Here is a 24,979-nt window from a genome sequence, read left to right on the forward strand (position 1 = left end):
GTTGTCGAGGAGACAGCAGGTTTTTCAGCTTGTTAATATAGGACAATGTTTGCGATAGGGGAAGGGACATGACAGTATCTATTGTTGAATTACATCCATACAATCCTGACTGGGAATCTAAATTTGAATGGGAGAAAACAAGGATTTTAAAGGCACTAAGAGATATAACATTAGCAATTGAACATATAGGCAGCACATCCATAAAAGGATTAGCGGCTAAGCCAATTATCGATATAATGATTGGAGTTCAAAATCTTAACCAAGTAGCTGACTGGATACCCTCCTTACTCGATATTGAGTACGAATATGTACCTAAACCAGAATTTACAGATAGAAGATTTTTTAGGAAAGGTCCATGGGGGCAGGGAATTTGTCATCTGCATATTTTTGAATACGATAGTGTTGAATGGCAAGATAAAATACTCTTTCGCGACTATCTCCGATTACATCCTGAAGCTTTAGGAGAATACGCTTGTCTAAAAGAAGAACTTGCCCTAATACATAAATTAGATCGATATGCATACACGGAGAGAAAAGGACCTTTCATTAGGAGAATAATAGAAACTGCTAGAATAGAGAAAGAGAACATATTATCAGAAGAAAAATAAGCATTTAACGCTCACCTTTGTTAATAAACCAAAAAATGCTCCCAGAATTCAGGAGCATTTAATTATCTCAGCTTATTTACCTTTTTTCACGATATTAACAGCTTCCTGTGACACATAAAACTTGCCATTGCTTTGAACGGTTACGGTTTTTAACTCTTTATCCTTGCCTTTAATAGTGACAATATTTTTATTTACTGGAATTTCTGCTGTAGTTTTGCCTTTTTTGACTACTAGGACAGGGTTCGTTTTGTCAGATGAATCAATGCTGACTTTTGCTCCAATTTTTTTGAATGCACTTTCTGCTTCCACGAATACCTCTTTATCCACTTTGCCTAAGCTGAAGCCTAATGCAGTCGCAGTAGATTTAGCAACATCGGTATTTTCGATTAAACCAGTCGGCTTGCCTGGTCCATATGAATACATGAAAAGGTCTTCTCCAGTATGTCCACCTGTTGTAAAGCCAAGATTTGCGCGGTTTGCAAGGAGCTGGACAAGTGTTTTACTTAAGTTTGTAGATGAGTTTAATGCTTTTGTTTCGTCTGCAGTAGGATTAGTAATTCCGTATAATGCTGCTACTTCCAAAACATTTGAATTGTCTTTCTTGAGCTGCTTTAATGCACCCTCTAATGTCATTTCCGCTTCTTTCAATGGGTCAATATAAGCGGAAACTGGCGTAGCAGGGTAAGAAGAATTTGTATTTTGGTTACCGATCGAAATTCCGCTGTTTCCATGATCCGATACGGCAATAACTAATGTATTTTTATCTCTTTTCGCAAAAGCGACAGCTTCTTTGACAGCTTCATCAAAAGCTAGTGTATCACTGATCATTCCGATTGGATCATTGGCATGTGCTGCCCAGTCTGGCTTGCTTCCTTCAACAAATAAGAAGAATCCGTCCTTATCCTTTGAAAGTGTGGAGATTCCTTTTTTTGTCATTTCCGCAAGTGTTGGTTCATCTGGATTTGTTTGCGAACGGTCCATATCATATGCTAATGCTGCTGGTGCGAAAGTACCCCATAGCTTGTTTGATTTTGACTTCAATAATTCATCACGTGTTTCAATTATGTCATAGCCTTTATCCTCAATAACATCAACAAGGTTTTCACCGTCTTTACGGTTCTTAGCTTCCAGTGAGTTTTTTCCACCGCCTAACACAACATCTATATTTTGATAGACTTGTTGCTCAGCGATACTATCATAATCAGTACGGTGTGTTGCGTGTGAAGAAAAAGCTGCCGGTGTTGCGTGCTGTATTTCTGATGTAGCAATAATCCCAGTTGCTTTCCCTTTAAGCTTGGCCCCCTCCAATACGTTCGCAACAGGTTTTAGCGGATCATCTGCAAGGGAGGCATCAACTCCAGGTGATGCTATCTTTTCTGGTAGTACTCCGACGAATTTGTCGTTTGATTTATTACCTGTTGCCATCGCTGTTCCAGCTGGAGCAGAGTCAGTGACAGCCGATTCAGCAGAATATGTACGCACACCGCCAGACATGATTTCGTCCATCGCAAGCGGCTCCCCTTTATACCATCTTGCAAGTGTAGTAGTTGTTGAACTGACTCCATCCTTGACAAGGACAATAACATTTTTAGCTTGCTGTGATTCTTTTTTCGCTTCAACTTTCTCATTTGCTGATGTATATGCAAGTGATCCAATTGCTAAAGAGCTTGCTAGAGTGATTCCCATAACCTTTTTATTTATTTTCATGTTAACCGTTTCCCCTTTCATTTCTAAAAGTTAGCTATGATTTCTGCTATGTTGACTAGGACTATCAGAATTAGTACATCACTCCTTTAATCATCAATTGCCTCTTAGTATAAAGTGACTAAGTTAATAGATTGTAAAGAATGTGTAAACATTTGCGAGGAAAGGGGAAAATAGGAATAATTACTCAAATGTATGAACGCGCTCTCATTTTAAGGAAGGTGTTATTTCCTGGAGGATTATTTCTTTAGTAAGTTGCTCCTCGCTGGAAATGGTTATGTTCCCAGATAATATATAGATATCATCCATTTTCTTAATTTGTAAATCACAAGTGCCGCTGGAAAAAGTAGAATCTGTGCAGAATAAATTCATAATTACATGTAGAATCCCCGTCTTGTTAACTAAACCCACGAGCTCCCCATAACAAATGCTTTTACTATAAAAGGTTGCAGACACAATGTCATTGTCCTGCGTAAAGTGAAAGATGGTATTGTTTAATAATTCCTGTGCATTATCATGGTGTATAGACAAAAAAACTTTTCCGTTTATATTTTCCATGTAGGGGACCCAGCCTTCCTGTTTTTGTCTTAAGAATAAATTATGGAACGCATTTCAAGTCAATAAGACTTTTATACTTTAAATTTGTGTTTGACCTGGTACTCGTTTCATAAATTACAATTTAAGCAAATGATAAGAAGGTGAGGGAATGATATGTTGGCACTCATTTTACTTTGTTTCATTATTTTTTGCGGCACATATGCTTGTATAAAAACATCAGGAGGAACAACAGAAGTTACTCCAATTGAATCATTTGATGATTATTTTATGGATTCAAATACAAAACCTAACAAACGATAAAATTCTTTTTAGCAAAAGGCCTGTTCGGGGTCTTTTTTTAATGAATTGACCTGGTACCCGTTTCATACGTTAGTATCGTAATAAAGTATATTGAAGTAAATAAGGTGAGGAAATGACAAACATTAAGGATTTGGCAAAAATGTCAGGAGTATCTGTCTCGACGGTATCTCGTGTTTTAAATAACCACCCATATGTAAGCGCTGAAAAAAGAACAGCAGTTTTGAAAGCGGTTGAATTTACCAACTATAACAGAAATATCAATGCAGTTCATTTAAGCAGGGGAAAGACACAACTTATGGGTGTCGTGCTGCCTGTCACTGACACGCCCTATTTTGCATTGCTGCTTAAAGGGATTGCTAAAAGGGCTTTAGAAAACGATTATAAGCTCGTATTGTTTCAAACAGATTATGCAGAAGATAAGGAAATTGAGGCATTACAGATGCTAAAGCAAAAGCAAATAGATTCCTTGATTATTTGTTCAAGAAAACTTGATTTAGCTCTTATTCAAGAACATATGCAATATGGAACGATTGTTCTTTGTGAAAAGACTGCCGAAAAAAGCCTTCCCTCAGTGTTTATCAATCATTATGAAATTTTCTTTCAAGCACTAGAGTATTTGTATAGAAAGGGTCATAAAAGTATCGGCTATAGTGTTGGAAGAAAAACTGGTTCGAATAGTTCTTTGCGTGAGCAAGCATACAGGGCCTTTTTGAAAAAAAATAAGCTTCCGTTCTATTCTGATTACATTATGGATGAATGCTTGTATTTCGAGGACGGAGAAAAGGTGATGCAGAGACTGAAAAGCATGGATATCCAACCAACCGCACTAATTATTACAAGTGACCAAGTGGCTGCAGGCATTATGATAGCGTGCCAAAAGGAGGGGATATCAATCCCAGAACAACTTGCAATTATTGGATTCAATAATGAGCCTATTGCTAAAATGATGAATATTACTACTATTGATATACCGCTTGTTGAATTAGGAGGAGATTTATTTTTACAGGCATTTTACGGATATAATTCAAATAAGCAAATCTCTGTTAAATTAATAGAAAGAGAAACTGTTTAGAACTTAAGGATCTGCACATCCTTAAGTTCTTTTCTTTATGTACAGCTTGCAGAGAAACGAAACTTATTGGCCAAGTAACCGTACATTACATAAAAGGATCAATTGAGGTGATATAGATGAGTGACGACAAACCATTTAAGCAAGAGACGCTTCGAACAAAAGTAATGATTATCGCTATAATCTCCGTTATTATAATTACTGTGCTAGGGGTGATAACCGCTGGTTACTTCTTTGGCATCATAGGCCTATTCCGGCTGTTGGGTGTTCAATACGATTCCTTTGGTTCCTTACTATGGTTTATTGTTGGATATTTACTAATAGGAGGAATTGGTGAGCTCTTCACTAATGTCATACGGATATTAATGCCAAAAGCGCAAAAATGGCGCGAGTCGCAAATCAAAGCAGCCTTTGTTTTATTATCCTTTCTAGTAAATCTTATTATTATCTCATTTTTAGACAATGTGATGAATTCAATTGAAATGCAGGCAATCACTAGGGTAATAGTTTCATTCATTCTAGCGTTAGCAGATTATGTAATGGATGCAAATATCAGCAGCAATCAGGAAGAAAAACAAATGTGACGGCAGTTCAAATATTAATTGCCAACATCAGTCATAATGAACTACAATTAAATTAAATGGAATTATATTATAATTTTGGAGGTTATTATGTCAATTAAACAAGTAACTCTCGCTTCTGAATGGAATTTGATTTTTCATGAAAAATATTCATTATTTGTTGAAATCGAATCTAAGCATAAATACAACATCATTGACGTTGATAATGATTTAATTGCCATTTTCACACTAGATGATGCATCAGTAGCCTTCCAGCACAGTGTTTATAATTTGCAGCATACAATAGATTTTGCCACTAAAACAATTGAAATTAAACATAAACCGTATGAGGAGGAGGGAGAATAAGATTCCCTGGCCTTCTATGATTTGTGTTAGATCCTTTACTAATTGAAAGGAGCTATTTTTATTAGGTAAAGGTGTGGAATCCTTAGCCAATAAAATGAACTTGCAGGAAGAAAAATTTTTATTACATAAACAAGAATTATTGAAATCAAGGTATTTAGGTAAGAACTTAGAACAAAAAAATCGGAGGTATACATGGCATTAGAGCACGACTTTTATCTTATTTCTAAACCAACAGATGTAAGATGCTTTTGGCAGCATACAAGTGATAACAGTAAATAGCATGTTATCCTTAATGATGATTTTATACAATATATAACAGACACCTTAAAATGGATACCAACAAAAAAAACTGGAATACATGCAATCACTGCTGAAATTGGAATTAATTATCATGGTGTCACACTGTTGGATAAACAATCAGCAGTACCATTTGATACTGTCACTGCTTTCCAAACACATTATTTCTGGCAAAATATAAAGCATAGTGTAAAGAAATCAATAGAGTATTAAAACAAGAGGGACGCTGCTTAATTGTTGAGGGGTTTATAAAATGAACTATCATATGACTGCTTATAAAACAAATGAATAAGCTGCTAAGAGAAGCTGGTTTCACAGTTGTTGAGTTTTTTTGAAATGAGCAAAAAAAATGGATTGGAATAATGGGTACGAAATAATATTAAACATGTTTTTTAGACCGAATAAGTTACACCATAATATAGTTTTACATGATTCTCAACCCATTTTGCAAACACAAAAAGCTTCTACAATTCACCCATTTTTCTAATATTATTCTGCATTCTCTTAGTTAACTTCCCAAATATCAATTCATAGGAACAGCCAATAAGCTTTTGAATAAATTCCACAGATAAATCCGATTCATAATAAACAGTAATCCAATGCGTTTTATTCATGTGGTAACCTGGAATAATACTTCCTTTATATACCTCTTGTAATTCTTCAGATTCAACTGGATCACATTTTAATGTGATGTATTTTTGGCTGTTTTGATTGGAGCTTAACATCGCAAAAATTTTCCCGCCAACGTGAAAACGGTCTGCGTTCCAGTCTACTTGAAAATCATATGTTGCTCCCAATAAACTTTTACAATATTCCTTTAAGATGTCTTCCATATTAAACCTTCCCATCAATTTTATTATCCGAGAAAGGGAACTTTATTACAACAAATTAACCTGAAAATGCATCTATAGGTAGGATTTCAGCTGCTTTTAGCCAAGTAATATTTTGGATTTGTGGTATTAGAGTTATTATAGGATTAGTGGAGATAACCTAATATTCGTGCGTGCAGAATTTTTTAAATGTACAAATAAAGGAATTTTAGTAAACTTATTATTGAAGAAGTGAACTTGGAAGGTACTTGTAAACAGAGTTACTATAAGGCTTTTTAAATATGCTTTTTTAACAATTTAATGAATAAATAAGTGATGCAAAATGAGAGGAGAGAACGATGAAACGAGGGATAATATTTGAAATTCCCAATGCACATGGGAAATTTCTTGGTGATATATTAAAGCCTTTAGATATTGCTTCCTTCAATTGGAAGATAGAAGGGGAATCTTATATAGTTGAAAATGGAGAACTGGCAGATACACTTTTTCCAGAAGAGGTAATGAATGGTTCTACCCTTGCTAAAAGGATACAAGACAATGTGTATTATTGTATTTGTGCGGATTTAAAAGCTTTTTTGAAAGACCAAGTGGTACATGACATTGAAACATATGAACAATTTATAGAAAGTAATTGTCTATTTGTACTTTTAGTAGTTGATTGCACTTATGCTACCATTTATTGCAAGGATCTTGATAAGCTTGAATGTTTATATGAGCATGCGAAAACGCAAGGCTTTACTAGTTTAGATTATGTTAGCGATGAAACGGATGAAAGAACTAGTTTGTCTTTTTGAAAAGTGCTAAATTTTTCTGTTAAGTATTATTTCATAACAACCTCTTTTTAAGGAACACTAAGCCATGGAGGTGAAGACAGTGTCAAACAGAAAAGCTGATCCATCAACAATTGGTTTAGGTGCAACAGAGGTGCAAGGACAAGGTACGACGATGAAAGAAACGGGGAACAGAAAGTCTGATTCCTCAAACAAAAAGCAAAAAAAATCCTGATAAAGTGTTAGTAAGGTAAAAACAGGCGGATCAATATGCCGCCTGTTTTTATTAGATTTTAGCTAGCTTGATTGAATTCGCAAGAGAGGAATTCACTTCTATGTTATCGAACTTCAAACCGAGTTGAATCGCGGTTTGAGCTACCTCTGGGCGGATGCCAGAAAGATTTGTTTTTACACCAATTAATGATAATGCTTCAATTAGCTGAAATATTTGGTGTGCAACCATTGTATCGATGATTACTACACCAGAAAGGTCAAGCAAAAGTCTATTTACACCAAGTCGATTGCATTGTTCTAATGTTTTTTCGAGTAAGATTTTTGCGCGGGCTGTGTCTATTTCTCCGACTAATGGTAATAAAGCTGTCTTTTTATTTAAAGCGATAACAGGTGTGCTTAATTCAAGTATTAATTCCTGTTGGGCATGAAGTCTTTTTTCGGAGCTTTTATTATACTCCTTTGTAAACCATTCGATTACATAACCCATCGTATCTGTGATTGTTTGATATATCGTATGTACTTCTTCGACAGTGATGCTGTCTTTATTTTGGTCCAAAAAAGCAGTCATTAATTGAAGGTACTGATGCTGAGTTCTGTGAAATTCCCGGATAATGAAGTGTATCGGTGTTTGTGCATGTTCCTGATCTTGGGCCACCTTTAAAATCCATTGTTCAAAATCGGCTAAAAAGCTTTCCTTTTCTTTCGTAAAAACCTCTGCGAAATTTTCATGAAACTCATAGTTCTGTTGCTTCACTGCTTGAATTACTTCCGGGTCATTTGAAGCATACACTCCGCTTGTAGTTGTTTTATCTAAATTTTTATACCAGTTTTCTGTTAGCTGCCATGTCTGTTCAACAAAAAAATGATAAAGTTCTTTATTCGAGTACACTCTCAATCCTCCTGTTGATGCATAAGTATTATTTGTCCATACAAATTTTACACTAAAAAATGTAATTCGTCTAAGATTCATTCATTCTAAGTGCATAAGCTTCTTTTTTAATGTAAAAATACCTCCAAATAAAGTAACTACCACAAATTAGATGTCGTTACTCTCTTTGGAGGAAAAAATTTTATAAAAATGCCTTTAATGTATCTTGAAGTGTGCCTCTAGTTTCAGCATCTTTTTCAAAACGAATTCCAGCATGAACCATTTTTTTGACAAGCTCAGGTCTAAGACCAGTCAGTATCGCTTTACATCCCATCATGGAGATTCCAGCTAATATCTTCTCAAAATAATCAATAACATCCATTTCCATTACCGCAATGCCTGAAAGGTCGATAATTAATGTTTGTATTCTTGATTCTGCAATATCATTTAATACTTTTTCCTCAATGACTCTAATCCGATAGGAGTCGATTGCGCCAATTAATGGCAAAACGGAAACAGATTGCTTCACAGGGATTATCGGAACAGATAAATGCTCGACCATTTCTCTTTGCTGAAAGATCATTTCGTCCTTGTAGTTTGAATAGTTAAGGAAAAAGCTGTTTAAAAACCGATCCATTTTTTCGTTGATTGCTTTTTCTAAAATATAATAATTTTTTCGGTCATTAATAATATCTTTTTGGTCATCAAGTATATGGATAAAATGCCAAATAGTTCTCCGAATTGCCTGAACCCATTCCAATTTTAGCTCAAGTGTCAAAGAATGCTTCGCCCATGCAATTCCTTCTTTTTTTGCGAAAGAAACCAATTCTTCCTCTTTATTATCAATAATATAAAAAACCATTAATTTTGCATTTTTTAATAAATCAATATTGCCCTTATTTAAAATATCAGAAATTTTTGTTGAGACGTTTACTGCTTCAGATAGTAATTTATTTTCGAATTGCTGCTCATTTTCGTTAATAAACTGCTTAATTTCTTCCCTAATGCTCTCGATTGGATTCATGTCATATACCCCTTTGGCAAGTAATAAATATGTATCTGTGTTTAACCTATATTATATAAGTAATGAATATATAAGGGAAATTTAAAATTTATCATTTGATGTGTATTAAGGGAAAGGGTTGGAGGATAAGTTCACTATTGTTGTAGCACAATAGTGTGGAGATACAACAATATTGGAAAGTAGGTGTGTATGGTGAAATATGAACAGTTGGCAAAGGATATTATTGCAAATGTTGGAGGTAAAGAAAATGTCAACAGTGTAGTTCATTGCATCACGCGGTTGCGTTTTAAGTTAAAAGATGAAGGTAAGGCAAATACAGATGTTATTAAGAACATGGAAGGTGTAGTTACCGTTATGAAAAGCGGTGGCCAATATCAAGTGGTCATCGGAAATCATGTCCCTGACGTGTACAAGGCGGTCGTGGAGGTAGGCGGGTTTAATAACCAAACCTCTGAAGAAAATCAAGATGAGAAGTCTCAAGGTCTTTTCAATCAATTCATTGATATTATTTCCAGCATCTTTACACCTGTATTAGGGGTTTTGGCAGCAACTGGGATGATCAAAGGGTTTAATGCGTTATTTTTAGCATTAGGCTGGCTGGAAACAACGTCTGGAACGTATCAAATATTAAATGCGCTTGGTGATTCATTATTTTATTTCTTCCCGATATTTTTAGGATATACAGCCAGTAAAAAATTTGGCGGGACTACCTTTATTGGAATGGTAATTGGTGCTTCACTTGTCTATCCGACATTAACAACCTTGTCGGCAGGAACAGCCATTACCACATTATTTTCAGGAACCGTTTTTCAATCGCCAGTATATATTACTTTCTTAGGCATCCCAGTCATATTAATGAGCTATTCATCATCCGTTATTCCCATTATATTGGCTGCTTACTTTGGGGCGAAGCTTGAGAAGTTTTTCCGCAAGGTAATTCCAGATGTGGTAAAAGCCTTTTTAGTCCCGTTTTTCACCCTTTTAATTGCAGTGCCAATAACGTTTCTAGTGATTGGACCTATTGCAACATGGGCAGGTGTGCTAATTGGACAAGCAACACTGTGGCTATATAATCTGAGCCCGATTATTGCAGGTGTTTTCGTTGGGGGTCTATGGCAGGTATTTGTCATATTCGGGCTTCATTGGGGTCTTGTACCAATTGCGATCAATAACCTGACAGTAAGTGGATCAGATCCAATCCTTGGTACGATGTTTGCTGCATCCTTTGCGCAAATCGGTGCTGTGCTTGGGGTTTGGGTTAGAACAAAGCAGCAAAAATACAAAACATTAAGCATACCGGCATTTATTTCAGGTATCTTTGGTGTAACAGAACCGGCTATCTATGGAATTACGCTCCCGTTAAAAAAACCATTTATTATCAGCTGTATTGCCGCAGCTGTCGGCGGTGGAATCCTCGGGTTTGCCAATTCACAAATTTTTATGGTAGGTGGACTTGGGATATTCGGAATTCCTACTTATATTGATCCAAAGGCAGGAATTACATTTGGGTTCTGGGGAGCAATCATCGCCATTATTGTCGGCTTTATTCTGGCATTCATTCTAACTTACTTATTTGGAAACAGTAAAACAGAATCAACAGCTGCCACTAATGTTAACAACCAGGTAACCAAAGAGGAACAGGTTCCTGTTCAGTTAGGTGATGAGACAATTTATAGCCCGATAAATGGTGCAATACTATCCTTATCAGAACTGAAAGATGAGGCATTTGCTTCAGGTGCACTGGGTCAAGGTGTAGCAATTGAACCAGCCGAAGGAAAAGTGTTCTCTCCTGTTGATGGTACAATAACAGCCCTTTTTCCGACAAATCATGCAATAGGTATTACATCTGATAAAGGCTCAGAAATTTTAATCCACGTTGGTATGGATACAGTCGAACTGAATGGCAAGCATTTTCAAGCACATGTTGGCCACGGGTCAAGAGTTAAGAAGGGGCAACTGCTGATTGAGTTTGACATAAATGAAATAAAAACAGCAGGATATGTTGTTTCTACACCTGTCATTGTCACAAATCAAGGGGATTTTATAAGCATAACATCAACTGAGCAAAAGCAAACAAAGGTTGGAGAGCAGTTAATTGAAACAAAAGTAAAGGCTTAATAAATGAATGAGGTGAAGAAAATGAGCAGGTCAGTGCAATTTCCAGATGGATTTCTCTGGGGAGGTGCCGTTGCAGCAAATCAGTTAGAAGGAGCATATCAAGCCGATGGTAAGGGTTTATCAACTGCAGATGTTTCTCCAAACGGTATTATGAGTCCTCCTGATTTTTCAATGAAGAACTTTAATTTGTATCATGAAGGCATCGACTTTTATCACAAGTATAAAGAAGATATTGCCTTATTTGCGGAAATGGGCTTTAAAGCTTTTCGTTTTTCCATCGCATGGACACGGATATTTCCGAATGGAGATGACCAGCAGCCGAACGAAAAAGGTCTGCAATTTTATGATGACATGATTGATGAATTGCGAAAACACAATATTGAACCTGTTGTGACTATTTCTCACTATGAGATGCCGTTAAATTTAGTCGAAACATACGGTGGCTGGAAAAACAGGCAAGTAGTTCATTATTATGAAACCTTTGCGAAGACTATTTTTAAACGATACCGCAGCAAGGTAAAGTATTGGATGACTTTTAATGAAATTAATGTGCTTTTGCATGCACCATTCACTGGCGGTGGTCTTCTTTTTAAGGATGGCGTTAAGAATGAACAGGATATTTATCAAGCAGCACATCATCAGTTTGTTGCAAGTGCACTCGCTGTTAAAGCAGGGCATGAAGAGATACCTGAATCACAAATAGGCTGTATGATTGCTTCGATGATAACCTATCCCTTCAGCTCTAAACCTGAAGACATGTTTACAGCATTATCACAGGACAGGAAGACACTGTTTTTCTCAGATGTGCAATCAAGGGGCTACTATCCAACATATATGACCAATTATTTTTCTGATAATGGTATTAATATTGAAATGCAAACAGGGGATTTGGAATTATTGCAGGATTATACTGTCGACTATATAGGCTTCAGCTACTATATGTCATTTGTCGCAAGTACTGACCCAGAACATCAAGCAGGCAAGGCTTCCGGTAATCTATTTGAAGGTGTCAAGAATCCTTACTTAAAGTCATCAGAATGGGGCTGGCAAATAGATCCTGTTGGATTGAGAACGGTCTGTAATCAACTGTATGACAGATATCAAAAGCCGTTATTCATTGTCGAAAATGGACTTGGTGCGGTTGATAAGCTTGAGGAGGATGGCACAATTCAGGATACTTATCGAATAGATTATCTGCAGCAGCATATTAATGAGATGAAAAACGCCATTGGCGATGGTGTAGAAATAATGGGCTATACGTCATGGGGACCAATCGATTTGGTTAGTGCCTCAACCGCTGAATTAAAGAAACGATATGGATTTATATATGTGGACAGAGACAGTGAAGGAAAAGGGTCAAATGAGCGGTTAAGGAAGAAAAGCTTCTATTGGTACAAGCAAGTAATTGAGACTAATGGTGAAGTTCTTTAGTTAGAAAAGCAGGACCTTATATTTAAGGTCCTGCTTTTCATTTTAAACAGAAGTAAGAATAGGCAGCTCGTTGACTTCATAATTCCTACACACTCGGTTTCGTCCAGATCTTTTTGCATGATATAATGCTTTATCTGCCTCTTCGATAAGGACACTAACGTCATTAGTTGTTTCAGGATAACTTGCAACACCTATGGAAACGGTAATATTTATTTCTTTTCCTGAGCTTAAGGTAAAAGGAAATTGTTCTACATTTTTTCTGATTCTTTCACTGATCTCATTTGCTCTATCAAGAGAACAGTCTAATAAAATGACAGAAAACTCCTCACCGCCATTCCTGCTGACAATATCAAATGAACGGGTCGAGGAGGAAAGCAGGGCACCTAAATCTTTTAAAACAATATCTCCATCGCCATGACCATATGTGTCATTTATATGCTTGAAGAAATCAATGTCAATATAAAGGAAGGAAAGCTTCTCTTCCTTCTGTCCAACATTATTAGCGAGCGTATTAAAAACCTCATCGAATTTCCTAACATTATTTAATCCAGTTAGACTATCAATTGTCGATTCCAGCTTGTACTTATCAAAAAGCAGCTTCGTTTTTCTGAGATATACGAGCATATAAAAGGCTAATACACCAGCAGAATAGGATGCTACCCAATAAGTCGGAAGCAGCAAATACAGTGTCTGCTTATTATCAACAAGCAAAACAGCGATTACAGAAAGCAAAACATTGTTTGCGGTTAATATGATAGCTATCTTCATCTGTAAGCTTAACTTTACTTTAGAAGAAAGTAAAAGAGTGATAATAGAAACAGTAAGGATATAGCATATTGCGATGTAAGAAGCAAAACTAAACCCTATCATTAAACGCCCGACAATAAAAAACAGTAATGCAATAGTAATGGGAGTTATGCCACCATAGAATGCAACTAATATAAGTGGAATATGCCTTAAATCAAAAATAGTATCACCTATATGGATGCTGTAAAACATTAATATATCAGAAGAGATACCGGCAACAATTCCAGCGTGAATTTTGTATTTTAATTTGGAGCTGCGGTTTAATGGTGCTTTAATTAACTGTGTGTATAAAAAGATTAATGATGTTAATATCGCAAAATTTGCAAACAATTCTTTTAATATCATAAATATATATCACCATTGATAATTTACCATAATAGTATCACCGTGTAACTAGAACTTTTCACCAGTTAAAAGCAAGGCAGGGCAATAGTCAAAAAGTCGGAATAAGTTAGGTCTCTTGGGATAACGTACTCGATTTAATTAAAGATACTCATCTGGTTGATCACTAAGGAAAAGCCCCTCACTCAAAAGCTTAATATCATTATGTATTTGTTCCTTGATTACTGCGTCATCACATTTATAGTAATCATCCATCAAGCGCTTCAGTTCTTGACATAGTAGTTCAATTTGAATCATATAATTTTCCTTTCAAAGTAGTAGCTAGCTATTATTATGCATGAACAGTATTTTGGATGGAAGGGATTCGACAAAAGAAGTGTTGAAATGTAATCATTCCATCGTGTTTAATTTTGTAATTTTAAAATATATTCTTTGCTAAAGGGAACTTTTCACGAAGTTATTCGTAAAAAGTATTAGTTGAAAAGGAGAGGTGAAATGAATAAAGGGCGAATTTTATTGATCATTGGTTGCTTAATGTTTTTGGTGGGTATTTATATTTCCTCAGATTGGACTGTTTTCGGTTCGATATTAGGAATTACTGGTGGGCTATTACTGGGATTAAGCACACATTTCTTTATTAAAGCTAGACAAAAATGACATCAGAACTCTGTTGCTGCCGCTTGGCAGTTTTTTTTATGTCTTTTTCTTATTTTTTCAAAAATGGATGAACCTATGGGGTAAAGCGGTTTCTTGAAGAGAAGAACATTAATATACTGTAATGTAAAAAGAATTCATGAACAAAGAGAGATTCATCGTTATTTGATTTAAGGAAGTATTTCTTTCATGCAGGCACTTTCTATCTTTTTGAATATTAATTCGAGAATTGGACAAGCCAGCGAACGAGCTACTTATGGTCAATGCCTGCAGCAAAATAATTTAATATAAAGGGAGAAGATATAATGGTTAAAAGAAAATTACCTGGATTTCCTGAACTTCCTGAAGTACCGGAAGAGCCAGAAACACCGGAAGAAGAAGTATTGCTAAATGCGGAGTACCTGCCAATTGGTAAACTTGGCCGCTTTGCTGGTATTTCAGTAGGAACAACATTAAGTGTGTACACTGATAATAAGCTTCACCCATGTATCCACGGTTTATTCCAAGGGTTAGTTAAAGATGAAAAAGAAGTGATTGCGTTAATCCTATCTTACGGTGTTCTGTTCCGAATTCCAGTGAAAGAAGCTAAATTTATAACAATCGGTATTTAATATCAGCTAACAAAATAGGATTATCCTCATGTGCTAAACAAAGATAGTACAAACTCTCCTCGCTAATGTTTTCTTTTTACACCTTCAGAAGTCTACCAAATGCTATATATGGAAAAGGCGCGCTTCAATTTTGAAGCGCGCCTTTTTATTGTCTGTCATACTATAAAAAATACTATCAATCCTTCTCTTTATTATGCCAAGAAAAAGTAACGGCACTCTTGTCAGGAATGGAATAGGTAAAGAATTTGCCTTCAAAATTAACATGGAAGCTCTTCTTTTTGTCGCTTTGATTCAGTGCAATGAGAACAATTGATTTGTCAGGGTTTTGGTAGGCGACAGTTTCTAATGCTCCTGGGAAATTGGTGGAATAAATGCGTGCAGCGGTTGATTGAACAAATTTGCTAGCGTGACCTAATGCATAATACTCGGCGTTTTTTTCTATATTGCCAGTTGCTTGATCAATCGTCAACAAGCCTGTGCAGTTGCTGCACCCACCGTTTGTTGGACCATTATTTTCATCTAAAGCAATATTCCACATCAGGACTGACTTTGCCCAGTTGCGAGGACCTCCAATAATAAGATTGGACATTTGCCAGCTGAAATTATCCGCAAAATCTTCACTCCATTTACCTGAGCTGCATTCTGTTAAATAGATTTGCTTTGTTGGGAAGTTCTCATGTACCTGTGACATAGCTGCGGGCTCGCCTTCATAGCAATGAAAGGCAAAACCGTCTAAATATTCGCTGGCAGGATCAGTTTGAGAAAGTTTGTTAATATAGTCTCCTGCGCCATGCCAGTTATGATCATATCCAATGATTTTAGTTTTAATATTATGCGCTTGAAAAGCAGGTCCTAAATACTTTCCAATAAATTCTGCCTGCTCCTCTGCACCCATGCTCATAGATGGATAACTCTCTGAAGTGAATTCTGGTTCATTTTGCATGGTTATAGCTGAAATGTTAACACCGTTGCTTTGATATGCCTGAATATATCGGACAAAGTAGTCTGCATATGCTTCATACACCTTGTCATTTGTATAATCTAAATACCAGCCGTTGAGTGTTTTTTCGCCAAATTTCATCCAAGCAGGCGCGGTCCAAGGTGTACCGATAATCATCATATCCTGTTTGACGGCAAGTATTTCCTGCAGGCTTTTAATGACATTCCTGTCTTGCTCAATAGAAAAATCCTTCAGGTTATAATCGGTTTCTTCTTTTGTATCATTGTACGTATAGCTGCTTGGGTACCCATTTTCATCTACAGAGAAATCAGATGCACCAATGCTATGTCTGACAGCTGAAAGATTAATACCTTTACTTGTAAATAAGTCCTCATACATAGAGGTTCTATCTGCAGTATCCATGTTTTGAAACAAATACGCAGAAGAGCCTGTTACAGCTGCTCCAAAGCCATCCATTTCTTGATAAGCTGTATTTGGGTCAATCGTTATAGATAAGGGAGGGGAGGAATCACTGTTTGAAAGGTATAAGGACTCTTTTTTCTCCAGTAAATCCTTTTTATCTCCAGTTGTTTGCCAAACGGAAACCTCAACGTCTTGTTCTGCATAGTTTTCGTCCTGCTTCTTTAATTGGACTGTCGTATAAAGTGCAAGGAGAAGCAATAATAAAAGAAGGAAGATTATCATTTTGAGTTTAATTTTCATTGTTACTTATCCTCCTAAAAAAAATCCCCACAAAAAAGGCTTGTGGGGAAAAGGATGCAATAAATTTATTGTCTTGATTGATTGTCCTTTTTGTTTTCCTTGTTAAAATAGTTGCTTGTATTTTTTGAGATATGAATTTTTCCCTTTAAACGGATATCAGATGAAGAGCTTCCAACATAAATTGGTACATTACCAGAAGGTGTTACCCATTCGTTTTTCGCTTCATCATAATAAGAAAATGCTTTAGGGTCAAGCTTAATGGTCACTTTTTTTGTTTTTCCAGGCTTTAATTCCACTTTTTCAAAGCCTGCCAATTGCTTAGGAGCTGTTTCTGTATTTGTCGGCAGTTTACCTGTGTATACTTGTACGACTTCAGAACCAGTAACATCACCAGTGTTTTTAAGGTTTAATGTAACTTCAACTGCTTGCTTTTTGCCTTTATTAGAACGAGTCACTTTTGTTTTTAGTTTCTTATAACCAAATTCAGTGTAAGATAAGCCATGTCCAAAGGAGAAGGCTGGTTTAATGCCATCTTGTTCAAATCCACGGTATCCAACAAAGATGTCTTCTGTGTATTTTGTCACTTCGTCAACACCAGGATATTGTTCTTCAGAATTAACTGGAGTTGAATCCTCATCAACAGGGAAAGTAACAGGCAGTTTACCTGATGGATTCACATCACCGAACAATACATCAGCTATCGCGTTTCCTTGCTCCTGTCCTGGGTACCAAGCCTGTACAATGGAATCTACTTTATCCTTCCAGTCTCCCATTTTAACTGCAATGCCGCTTTCATTTATAACTACTACATTTTTATTAACTTTTGATACTTCCTTTATTAGCTGTTCCTGGTTATTAGGAAGCTCCATATCAGAACGGTCCACATAACCTTCACTATCATATGTTCTTGTAACTATTACGGCAGCATCTGACTTTTTCGCCAATTCAACTGCATCTGCAATGTTTTTGTCGACAACATTGTCGCTGGCTTCCCAACCGAAGCGCAATTGACCGCCGTTGTCATTACCAGTTGCATCTTTATAGTCTGTTTTATACTCAATTTTGACATCATAGTTTTTGCCTGCATCTAAAGAAACTGTTTTTTCAACCGTATCCAATTTCTCTCCAGCATTATCAATCACTAGATTGCTATCTATATACACTTTGCTTGATCCATAGCTTGTAGTCGAAAGTGTATACTCTCCAGATTTTGGTACATTTATTACGCCAGTATATTTTGCAGACATCATGCCATTTAAGCTTGTTGGCAGGCTGTCCAATTTAGATGATTGAGCATTAAAGCCTTCATAGTTATAAAAACCAAGATTTAAGTTAACTTGTTTCGCAGTATGCTCAAATACTGGATCACCTTCCATATTTTTGTTAGACCAGTATGAAGCCTGTAGTCCATTTTCATTAGAGCCAGCTTGAGGCAATAAGAAAGAAGAAGGGACTGCATTTGGTCCTGGAAGAATATCACCAGCACTGATTGAGTCTGTTCCAGCTGCATAGTTTACTTGAATATCTGTTCCTGCACGTTTTTTAATGCCTTCAAGAGGACTTACAGTATAAGTTGGGTTAACTAGAGAGCTTCCGCCACCAGCTGCTGAAGCAGTATCTGCATCAGGTCCAATAACTGCAATTGAATCTAGTTTGTCTGTATTTAATGGCAAAGTCTTATTGTCATTTTGCAGCAATACCATTGTTTCAGCAGCAATTTGACGAGCGATTTCCCCATGTGCTGCTACATCAATCGGATTATTTTGTGCAGGGTTATCAAATAATCCTTTGTCAAACATTTGGAAAAGAATACGATAGGCGCTTTGATTAATTGTTTCTTCCTTAACTTGTCCATCAGTTACTGCCTGTTGTAATTCATCGCCCCATAATCCATAAGGCTCTCCAGGCGTTTCTAGGTCTAAGCCTGCATTAATTGAGTCAGCAGTACTAACATTAGCGCCATAATCACTCATGACAAAACCTTCAAAGTTAAGGCTATCTCTTAACAAATCTGTTAAAAGGTCTGGATTTTCACATGCATATGTACTGTTAACCTGATTAAACGAGCACATTACACTTCCAAGGTCAGCATTTTCAATAACACTTGCAAAAGGTCTAGCATAAATTTCATTAATTGCACGTTCACTTGCTTGAGAGTCGCTTGTGAAGCGGTCCTTCTCTTGGTTATTTAACAGATAATGCTTGGCTGTCACCAAAACATTATTGCCTTGCAGGGCATTCACATAGCTTGTAGCCATCTGACCTTGCAAATATGGATCCTCACCTAAAGATTCAAAGTTTCTAGCACCAAAGGCGTTTCTGGCAATATCTAATCCAGGACCAAGCATAACATTATGGGTAGTGTTATGAGCTTCGTTCCCGATTAAGTCACCATATTTCTCTGCTGTTTCTGTGTTCCAAGTCGCCGCAAGTCCGAGTGCGGAAGGTAATGCGGTAGATTGTTTATTTTGTACTTCAGGATTAGCTATCCGAACACCAACAGGTCCATCCGCCATCTGCAACGCAGGAATACCATATTTGTCTAATCCTTCATTATAAAAACCATAATAGTTGTTGACATTACCGGTGATAAAGTCAATTTTATCCTCCAATGTCATTGCTTCCACTAATAATTGAGCTCTTTCCTCTGCAGAAAGATCCTTGTCCATCCACGGAAAAGCTTCCGCAGATGTGCTCAATGGAGCAACTGCCAAACTAAGCACCAACATAAATAAGATGCCAAGTATCGCAAGCTTTTGTTTCCCCTCTGATAATACAGCCATTTCTCCAACTCCTTTTTAGTATTGAATATGTCCTGTAATATTTGTCTCTAACTCTTAGGACCTATCCCTTGAACACCTAACATCATAGCGAAATGAGTTGGAAAGACCATAGATGGATTGTTGTATTTTTGAATAGCAAAAAAAGAGAGAAATTAGCTACCAAAAGGAAATATATTGAAAGAACATCCTCTAATCTTCATTACAAAATTGTAAATAAAGGAATGCCCTACGTTTACATAGAAAATGACCAAATAACCATTGTAATTATTTATTTGTTAAAATTTCACAAACTATTCAGATATATAAGTAATACAACAGAAAATGAATTGTAATAGGAAGAATATAGCGTAATGAAGTGAAATAAAGAGTGGGGAGTTTGTAATATTGTTACGCTTTATGAGAGTAGGATTTAGAATGTTAGTCTACTCCTAGCTAGATAACCTTATAACAGAAAGGGAGTAAGTATATTTTTATTAAATTTGAGTTTATGATTACCAATGCTATTGCTGATGTGGAAAACAAAGTTAGGAAGTTCCTCCTTTCTTAGAGGTATATTCACCTTATTATAGGGAAAATTAACTCGGATATTTATTGCATTGGAGGTTACTTAATGAAAATAAAAAAGTATAAAAAATCAATGGCATTATTAATTTTGCTTGCACCTTGGTTATCAGCTCCTTTGTTAGGAAAAGCTTCTATAAAACGTTTTTTACCTGCCGGAATATTTATCTCTTTTATTGTCCATATGTTTAATATAATCGCCAAAAAGCGTAAATGGTGGTTCTGGTATCAAGTGCTATCTAAACAGATAACCTGGGTATTTCCGTTTACATGGGGACCATTCCTAGTCGGATCTTTATGGATTCTAAAGTATACCTATGGTAAGTTTTTCAGTTATTTAGTGCTGAATTTACTGGTAGATAGTGCATTTACTTATCTATTTGTATCCTTTTTTAAAAAAATAAATATATTTGCATTATCAAAATTCAAGAAAATCCAACTATTAAGTATATTTATGATTGATACCCTGTTATTGTATTTGTTTCAATTTTTCTTGGAGAAAGCGAAAGGGGAAATGGAGAAATAATGTTGGGGAAAAACTAGTTTTTGTAGCTGGTCATAAATACCATCTAAGTCGGAATATAAATTTTAGATTTTTTTTATAAAATACCTGTAGATAAATACCTATCTACGGGTCCCACTTTAAAGTAAAACATCGTCCTCTCTTAGTACTACAAATTAAGGCACTATCGAAATGAATATTCCACATAATCATGAGGCGGTCATAAAGCAAAAGGTTGCTGCTAATAGCTATTGTTTCTTAAGTCTTTATAATGAAGGGCATATGCAAAACTGGTGATATAATAAAATTAATACAGAGTGTACAAATTATTCGGAGGTAAAACGGAAAGTGAGTAAAACTCAAGTAATGGTTTACTTCAGCTTATTTGGAGACAAATTTCCGATAGATGAAATAACAGAAAGATTAGAAATAACACCTACTGAAACCTATAAAAAAGGCGATTTAATTCCTAATCGTTCAAGTGCTCGTTATAGAAAAGAGACAAGCTGGGATTTAGGAACGGGTTACGAAGCTTCACTTGATGTAAATAATCAACTGCAAAAGCTTGTTAAAAGGTTACGTAATAAGGTATTAATAATTAACAAAATAAAAGAGGATTACTCTGCGGAGTGTAAATTCTTTATTGTCATTAAAATGGAAGAGGGAAATACACCTGCTCTTTATTTAGATAAAAGCATGATAAAATTTGCTTCAAGCATTGAAGCGGAAATTGATATAGATTTGTACTATTAAATAAACAAATGCAAAAGAAGCTTAGATTCATATAGAGTATAAGCTTCTTTGCATTTAAGTTAATTTGGAGCTAAATTAGAATAAATTTAGGAGTATTCGTACTCAGATACAGTACAACAGGAGTTTAAGTAAATAATATTCAGGTTGTCTGTTCAAGTAATTAATATACAAATACAGCAAGCTAAAGGACTCATAATCGAGTCCTTTTTGTTATCAATGGGGTTTTTTATAAAATAATATATGATCTTTGCTTATTCCTTATTTATATCATTTAGAGAATCTGCTAATTTTCTATTTTGGTATTTGGAATAGAAGTAAAACGCGATAATGTGTCCTACTAGTGTCAAAAGTACAAAGAATACGGTATATTCTTTTATTAGATTAAACATATCTGTTGAAAATAAATATACGACTAATAATCCCCCAAATGAGTTTATTATTGTGCTTAATAAAATATTAATGGATGCCTTAAACGTTGAGAAATTCCAGATAAAGGGGTAGATTATTCCGAAAATCACTCCGAAAATCACGCCAATGCCTATTAAATTCCAAACATAATTAAACGGAATATTCAGGCCCCGATAAACTAATGTACTTAAAAGAAAAATCCATATAATACTCCCTAAGGTAGCTTGTGTAAAACTGTGTCTTAAATGGTTAATCATGATAATTTCTCCTTTATCAATTTTGCATAATGTCTACTTACTAAATATTTATTGTCATTTTTGGTGAATACCTCTAATCTGGCATACTCACTTGAACGAAAAGAAGCAACTTGAGATAAATTTAAAATGGTTGAATTATTTATTCTGAAGAACCCATTTGCCTCCAGTGTTTGCAATTCTTTTAGTCTCTTCTGTAATAAATATTCTTCTTTGCTCGCTAAAAGTATTTTAGATAAATGCCCTAATGAAACTATAACTTCAATTTGGTGAATATCGATGCGTAGTTTTCTATTGTTCTTTAGGTTTTGTACATTTAAAGTCACATCAGTACAAAAACCTTGCTTCAGTGTTTCTAATTTGTCTTTATTAACCGGATGTGCCTTAATATCGACTTTATCTATTTCCTGCTTTTTATCCCAAATAAAGTTTAATTTCATATTAACCTCCTTTCTTATCTCAAGAATATCAATCCAATCGATAAATGGATATATTTTCTTGTTTTGTTACAAAAAAAGTATCCTTTATTGCATTCGGTATCTAACAACAAAAAATTTTGTTATACAATAAGTCGATTAATTTACAAACGAACATCAAACTTCGCTCGGTTCTTTTGTAACAATTAAAGGTAAATATCTTTCCGGATTATTAATGGGAGTAAAGAGGAAAAATAAAGAATTGTATAAAAAGTGGTGAGTCTTAAGAATAAACAGTTCCAGCGGTTACAAGATAAAATTCAGTCCTCATTTATTGTAAAAAAGTAAGAATCTGAGTGGGCAAGCACTGCTTTAGCAGAAAGGGAAAAAGCTGAAAATATACTCCTTTATAGCTTAGGAGAATGCTAAACAAGTACTTAAAAGTTTCTCAAATTCTCTCTAAAATTGGCGACAGTCGATTTGTCTTTAGGGGTTAATGCTGCTTTATTGCAATGGAGCAAACAAGGCAGTATTGTTTAAGTGTACTTATTAATAAACCAGTATCGTTAGATGTTTGTTAAAAGATTAGTAGAATGTTTTATACATAAAAGTATATAAGGGGGATTGTAATGAGTTTGGCTACTTATATAGGGTGTAATATAGAAATACCAATTAATGACGATGAACCTTCAGATGAATTTTTTTATATTGGGAGCTGCTTTGCGGATGAGGTGAATCTTTTAAATGTTAAAAATCATCAGTTTTCTACTCCGTATGTCTATGAAGTATCAAGTCATTGGGGAATTGAAATTAGTAAATATATGAACCCGAAAACGTGTGCACAATCAAAAAAGAAGCTAATAAGATTATGTGAAATTATGGATAATTATATAAAAAAGGACGATTTTTTTGAACTTTATAGCTGTTGGGTAGGAGAAGAATATAGAAAGCGTGAGGGTGACATAACCCTCACGATCAATGATTTTGATATTAATCAAATTGAAATACCCGAACAAACGCTAGTTAGATTTGTAAAGTGAATAATTTTAGTTGAATTAGCAGGGTTTTCTTAGTTAACTAGGAAAGTCCTTTTTTATGTTTTCATCGTGGCAGCATTCTTGTAATAAATAAAATCTAGGTTATGAAAGAAACGAGACAGTTTAGTGAAAGAAGGTATTGGTACATAAATGGTTGAATTGTTTAGAAAGGAGTTATTACAAAGAGGTTTACTCTTAACTAAAGGAGTGGTGAACTTTATGTATTTGAATAACTATGCAAAAGTGATTGTAAGTGTTGGAGTGACAGTTGAAAAGGGAGATTTAATTAAGATAAATTTTTCTTTCGAACATTTACCTTTAGTCCGTGAAATCTCAAAGGAAGCCTACAAAAACGGAGCGCAATTTGTTTCGCTATGCCTTAGGGATTCAGAAGTAGAAAAAAGTCGTGTGCGTTATCTAGAGGATGAATTTTTAGAGGTATACCCGGAATCCGTAATTAAGAATGAATTAATTTATGCAAAGTCAGGCTATTCAACAATTACCATAATTTCACCATCATTTTCAGAGGAAGATTCTAATTGGGTAGAAAGAGTTTCTAAAATCAATAGAGCAAAATCAATTGCGATGAGACCTTGCCGTACTTTTGGAATGGAAAATCATAATAAATGGGTAGTTGTTAATGCACCTACAAAGGAATGGGCACTGCAAGTTTTTCCGAGTCATCAGGACGATAAAGCCATTGAACTTTTATGGAAATATATACTCGATGCAACTAAATCAAATGATTCTAACCCTATTTTAGTCTGGGAAAAACAAGATTGTATGCTGAAGAACAAAGCTAAAAGATTAAATGATTATCGATTTTCTGCACTACGTTTTGTTAGCGAAAAAACAGATTTAACAGTTGCTTTAGTAAAAAATCATGTTTGGTTAGGTGGATCAGAAACAACTAAAGACGGTAAAGTATTTATGTCTAATATTCCTGTGGAAGAGGTTTGGACAATGCCAAACAAATATCATGTGAATGGCTATGTTACAACCACAAAACCTTTTATTTTAGCTGGGAAGATCATTCGGAACCTAAAGCTGTTTTTCAAAAATGGAAAAGTTATTAGAATGGAACCTAAACAACAAGTCCTCCTTGATTTTCTTCAAACGGATGAAGGGGCTAGTATGGTAGGGGAAGTTGCTCTTGTTTCAGCAAATTCAAGTATTGCTAAAATGGGGATAACATTTCAAAGTACTCTATTAGATGAAAATGCTGCTTGCCATATTGCACTTGGACAAGCATACATTGATAACCTATTGGATGGGTATTTAAAAAACGAAGAAGAACTAACAGAGTTAGGTATGAATAAATCAGCTGTTCACGAAGATATTATGATTGGTGATAGCTCTATGAGTGTTTATGGAATATTAGAAAAGGATGAAATTTTAATCATGGAAAATGGTGAATGGAGTATCTAGGTAAGTGCTCTCCATTTTCGGAT

General features: G+C 35.4%; 23 protein-coding genes. 14 read left to right on the plus strand and 9 right to left on the minus strand.

Going from position 1 to position 24,979, the window contains the following annotated elements:
• Positions 1-68: 68 nt before the first annotated feature.
• Positions 69-608 (plus strand): GrpB family protein, encoded by a 540-nt coding sequence (locus CEQ21_RS01775; RefSeq protein WP_185762980.1) that lies wholly within the window; start codon positions 69-71, stop codon positions 606-608.
• 72 nt (positions 609-680) lie between these two features.
• On the opposite strand, the gene CEQ21_RS01780 is transcribed toward CEQ21_RS01775, so the two are convergent.
• Positions 681-2,315 (minus strand): alkaline phosphatase, encoded by a 1,635-nt coding sequence (locus CEQ21_RS01780; protein ID WP_185762981.1) that lies wholly within the window; start codon positions 2,313-2,315, stop codon positions 681-683.
• A 967-nt stretch (positions 2,316-3,282) separates the two neighbouring features.
• On the opposite strand from CEQ21_RS01780, the gene CEQ21_RS01785 reads away from it, so the two are divergent.
• The 3 genes from CEQ21_RS01785 to CEQ21_RS01795 all read left to right on the plus strand — a co-directional run bounded on the left by CEQ21_RS01785 (position 3,283) and on the right by CEQ21_RS01795 (position 5,165).
• Complete coding sequence (locus tag CEQ21_RS01785; protein WP_185762982.1) at positions 3,283-4,242, plus strand: LacI family DNA-binding transcriptional regulator; 960 nt, start codon at positions 3,283-3,285, stop codon at positions 4,240-4,242.
• A gap of 116 nt (positions 4,243-4,358) precedes the next feature.
• Positions 4,359-4,823, plus strand: a complete 465-nt coding sequence (locus CEQ21_RS01790) for a YrvL family regulatory protein (protein ID WP_185762983.1) — start codon at positions 4,359-4,361, stop codon at positions 4,821-4,823.
• Between the two features lie 87 nt (positions 4,824-4,910).
• Positions 4,911-5,165 carry a hypothetical protein gene (locus CEQ21_RS01795; protein WP_185762984.1) on the plus strand — a complete coding sequence of 85 codons (255 nt, stop codon included), beginning with the start codon at positions 4,911-4,913 and terminating at the stop codon, positions 5,163-5,165.
• Between the two features lie 761 nt (positions 5,166-5,926).
• Here the strand turns inward: CEQ21_RS01795 and CEQ21_RS01800 are convergent.
• A complete protein-coding gene (locus tag CEQ21_RS01800) occupies positions 5,927-6,295 on the minus strand; it encodes an MmcQ/YjbR family DNA-binding protein (protein WP_185762985.1) in 369 nt (122 codons plus the stop codon).
• A gap of 335 nt (positions 6,296-6,630) precedes the next feature.
• Here CEQ21_RS01800 and CEQ21_RS01805 point away from each other — a divergent pair, with 335 nt between their 5' ends.
• Both CEQ21_RS01805 and CEQ21_RS01810 read left to right on the plus strand, forming a co-directional pair.
• Positions 6,631-7,086 carry a DUF2691 family protein gene (locus CEQ21_RS01805; RefSeq protein WP_185762986.1) on the plus strand — a complete coding sequence of 152 codons (456 nt, stop codon included), beginning with the start codon at positions 6,631-6,633 and terminating at the stop codon, positions 7,084-7,086.
• A gap of 64 nt (positions 7,087-7,150) precedes the next feature.
• Positions 7,151-7,297 (plus strand): YuzL family protein, encoded by a 147-nt coding sequence (locus tag CEQ21_RS01810; protein ID WP_419181564.1) that lies wholly within the window; start codon positions 7,151-7,153, stop codon positions 7,295-7,297.
• A 51-nt stretch (positions 7,298-7,348) separates the two neighbouring features.
• Here CEQ21_RS01810 and CEQ21_RS01815 read toward each other — a convergent pair whose 3' ends face one another.
• Positions 7,349-8,185: an STAS domain-containing protein gene (locus CEQ21_RS01815; protein WP_185762988.1), complete on the minus strand. Its 837-nt coding sequence runs from the start codon at positions 8,183-8,185 to the stop codon at positions 7,349-7,351.
• A 181-nt stretch (positions 8,186-8,366) separates the two neighbouring features.
• A complete protein-coding gene (locus CEQ21_RS01820; RefSeq protein WP_185762989.1) occupies positions 8,367-9,188 on the minus strand; it encodes an STAS domain-containing protein in 822 nt (273 codons plus the stop codon).
• Between the two features lie 192 nt (positions 9,189-9,380).
• On the opposite strand from CEQ21_RS01820, the gene CEQ21_RS01825 reads away from it, so the two are divergent.
• Together CEQ21_RS01825 and CEQ21_RS01830 are read left to right on the plus strand one after the other, a co-directional pair.
• The gene (locus CEQ21_RS01825) at positions 9,381-11,306 is read left to right on the plus strand and encodes a beta-glucoside-specific PTS transporter subunit IIABC (protein WP_185764050.1); all 1,926 of its coding nucleotides are present in this window, start codon (positions 9,381-9,383) and stop codon (positions 11,304-11,306) included.
• 21 nt (positions 11,307-11,327) lie between these two features.
• Positions 11,328-12,737, plus strand: a complete 1,410-nt coding sequence (locus CEQ21_RS01830) for a glycoside hydrolase family 1 protein (protein ID WP_235907140.1) — start codon at positions 11,328-11,330, stop codon at positions 12,735-12,737.
• A 42-nt stretch (positions 12,738-12,779) separates the two neighbouring features.
• Here CEQ21_RS01830 and CEQ21_RS01835 read toward each other — a convergent pair whose 3' ends face one another.
• Complete coding sequence (locus CEQ21_RS01835; RefSeq protein ID WP_185762991.1) at positions 12,780-13,889, minus strand: GGDEF domain-containing protein; 1,110 nt, start codon at positions 13,887-13,889, stop codon at positions 12,780-12,782.
• A gap of 492 nt (positions 13,890-14,381) precedes the next feature.
• Here CEQ21_RS01835 and CEQ21_RS01840 point away from each other — a divergent pair, with 492 nt between their 5' ends.
• A complete protein-coding gene (locus CEQ21_RS01840; RefSeq protein WP_185762992.1) occupies positions 14,382-14,543 on the plus strand; it encodes a hypothetical protein in 162 nt (53 codons plus the stop codon).
• A gap of 302 nt (positions 14,544-14,845) precedes the next feature.
• The gene (locus CEQ21_RS01845) at positions 14,846-15,151 is read left to right on the plus strand and encodes a hypothetical protein (protein WP_185762993.1); all 306 of its coding nucleotides are present in this window, start codon (positions 14,846-14,848) and stop codon (positions 15,149-15,151) included.
• Positions 15,152-15,326: 175 nt separating this feature from the next.
• Here CEQ21_RS01845 and CEQ21_RS01850 read toward each other — a convergent pair whose 3' ends face one another.
• Positions 15,327-16,814, minus strand: coding sequence for a glycoside hydrolase family 30 protein (locus CEQ21_RS01850; protein ID WP_185762994.1), 1,488 nt, complete (start codon positions 16,812-16,814; stop codon positions 15,327-15,329).
• 65 nt (positions 16,815-16,879) lie between these two features.
• A complete protein-coding gene (locus tag CEQ21_RS01855) occupies positions 16,880-19,597 on the minus strand; it encodes a beta-glucosidase (protein WP_185762995.1) in 2,718 nt (905 codons plus the stop codon).
• 610 nt (positions 19,598-20,207) lie between these two features.
• On the opposite strand from CEQ21_RS01855, the gene CEQ21_RS01860 reads away from it, so the two are divergent.
• Together CEQ21_RS01860 and CEQ21_RS01865 are read left to right on the plus strand one after the other, a co-directional pair.
• Positions 20,208-20,684, plus strand: a complete 477-nt coding sequence (locus tag CEQ21_RS01860) for a hypothetical protein (RefSeq protein ID WP_185762996.1) — start codon at positions 20,208-20,210, stop codon at positions 20,682-20,684.
• 324 nt (positions 20,685-21,008) lie between these two features.
• Entirely contained in the window at positions 21,009-21,413 is a 405-nt protein-coding gene (locus CEQ21_RS01865) for a DUF4279 domain-containing protein (RefSeq protein ID WP_235907141.1), read from the plus strand.
• 251 nt (positions 21,414-21,664) lie between these two features.
• Here the strand turns inward: CEQ21_RS01865 and CEQ21_RS01870 are convergent, their stop codons facing one another.
• A complete protein-coding gene (locus CEQ21_RS01870) occupies positions 21,665-22,078 on the minus strand; it encodes a hypothetical protein (RefSeq protein WP_185762997.1) in 414 nt (137 codons plus the stop codon).
• Positions 22,075-22,515, minus strand: coding sequence for a LytTR family DNA-binding domain-containing protein (locus CEQ21_RS01875; RefSeq protein WP_185762998.1), 441 nt, complete (start codon positions 22,513-22,515; stop codon positions 22,075-22,077). Before CEQ21_RS01875 ends, CEQ21_RS01870 begins: the two co-directional genes overlap by 4 nt.
• A gap of 605 nt (positions 22,516-23,120) precedes the next feature.
• On the opposite strand from CEQ21_RS01875, the gene CEQ21_RS01880 reads away from it, so the two are divergent.
• Both CEQ21_RS01880 and CEQ21_RS01885 read left to right on the plus strand, forming a co-directional pair.
• Positions 23,121-23,531 (plus strand): hypothetical protein, encoded by a 411-nt coding sequence (locus tag CEQ21_RS01880; RefSeq protein ID WP_185762999.1) that lies wholly within the window; start codon positions 23,121-23,123, stop codon positions 23,529-23,531.
• Positions 23,532-23,678: 147 nt separating this feature from the next.
• Entirely contained in the window at positions 23,679-24,956 is a 1,278-nt protein-coding gene (locus tag CEQ21_RS01885) for an aminopeptidase (RefSeq protein ID WP_185763000.1), read from the plus strand.
• The last annotated feature ends 23 nt before the right edge of the window (positions 24,957-24,979 follow it).

Origin of the sequence: Niallia circulans, from assembly GCF_007273535.1 — a bacterium.
Lineage (GTDB): Bacteria > Bacillota > Bacilli > Bacillales > Cytobacillaceae > Niallia > Niallia circulans_B.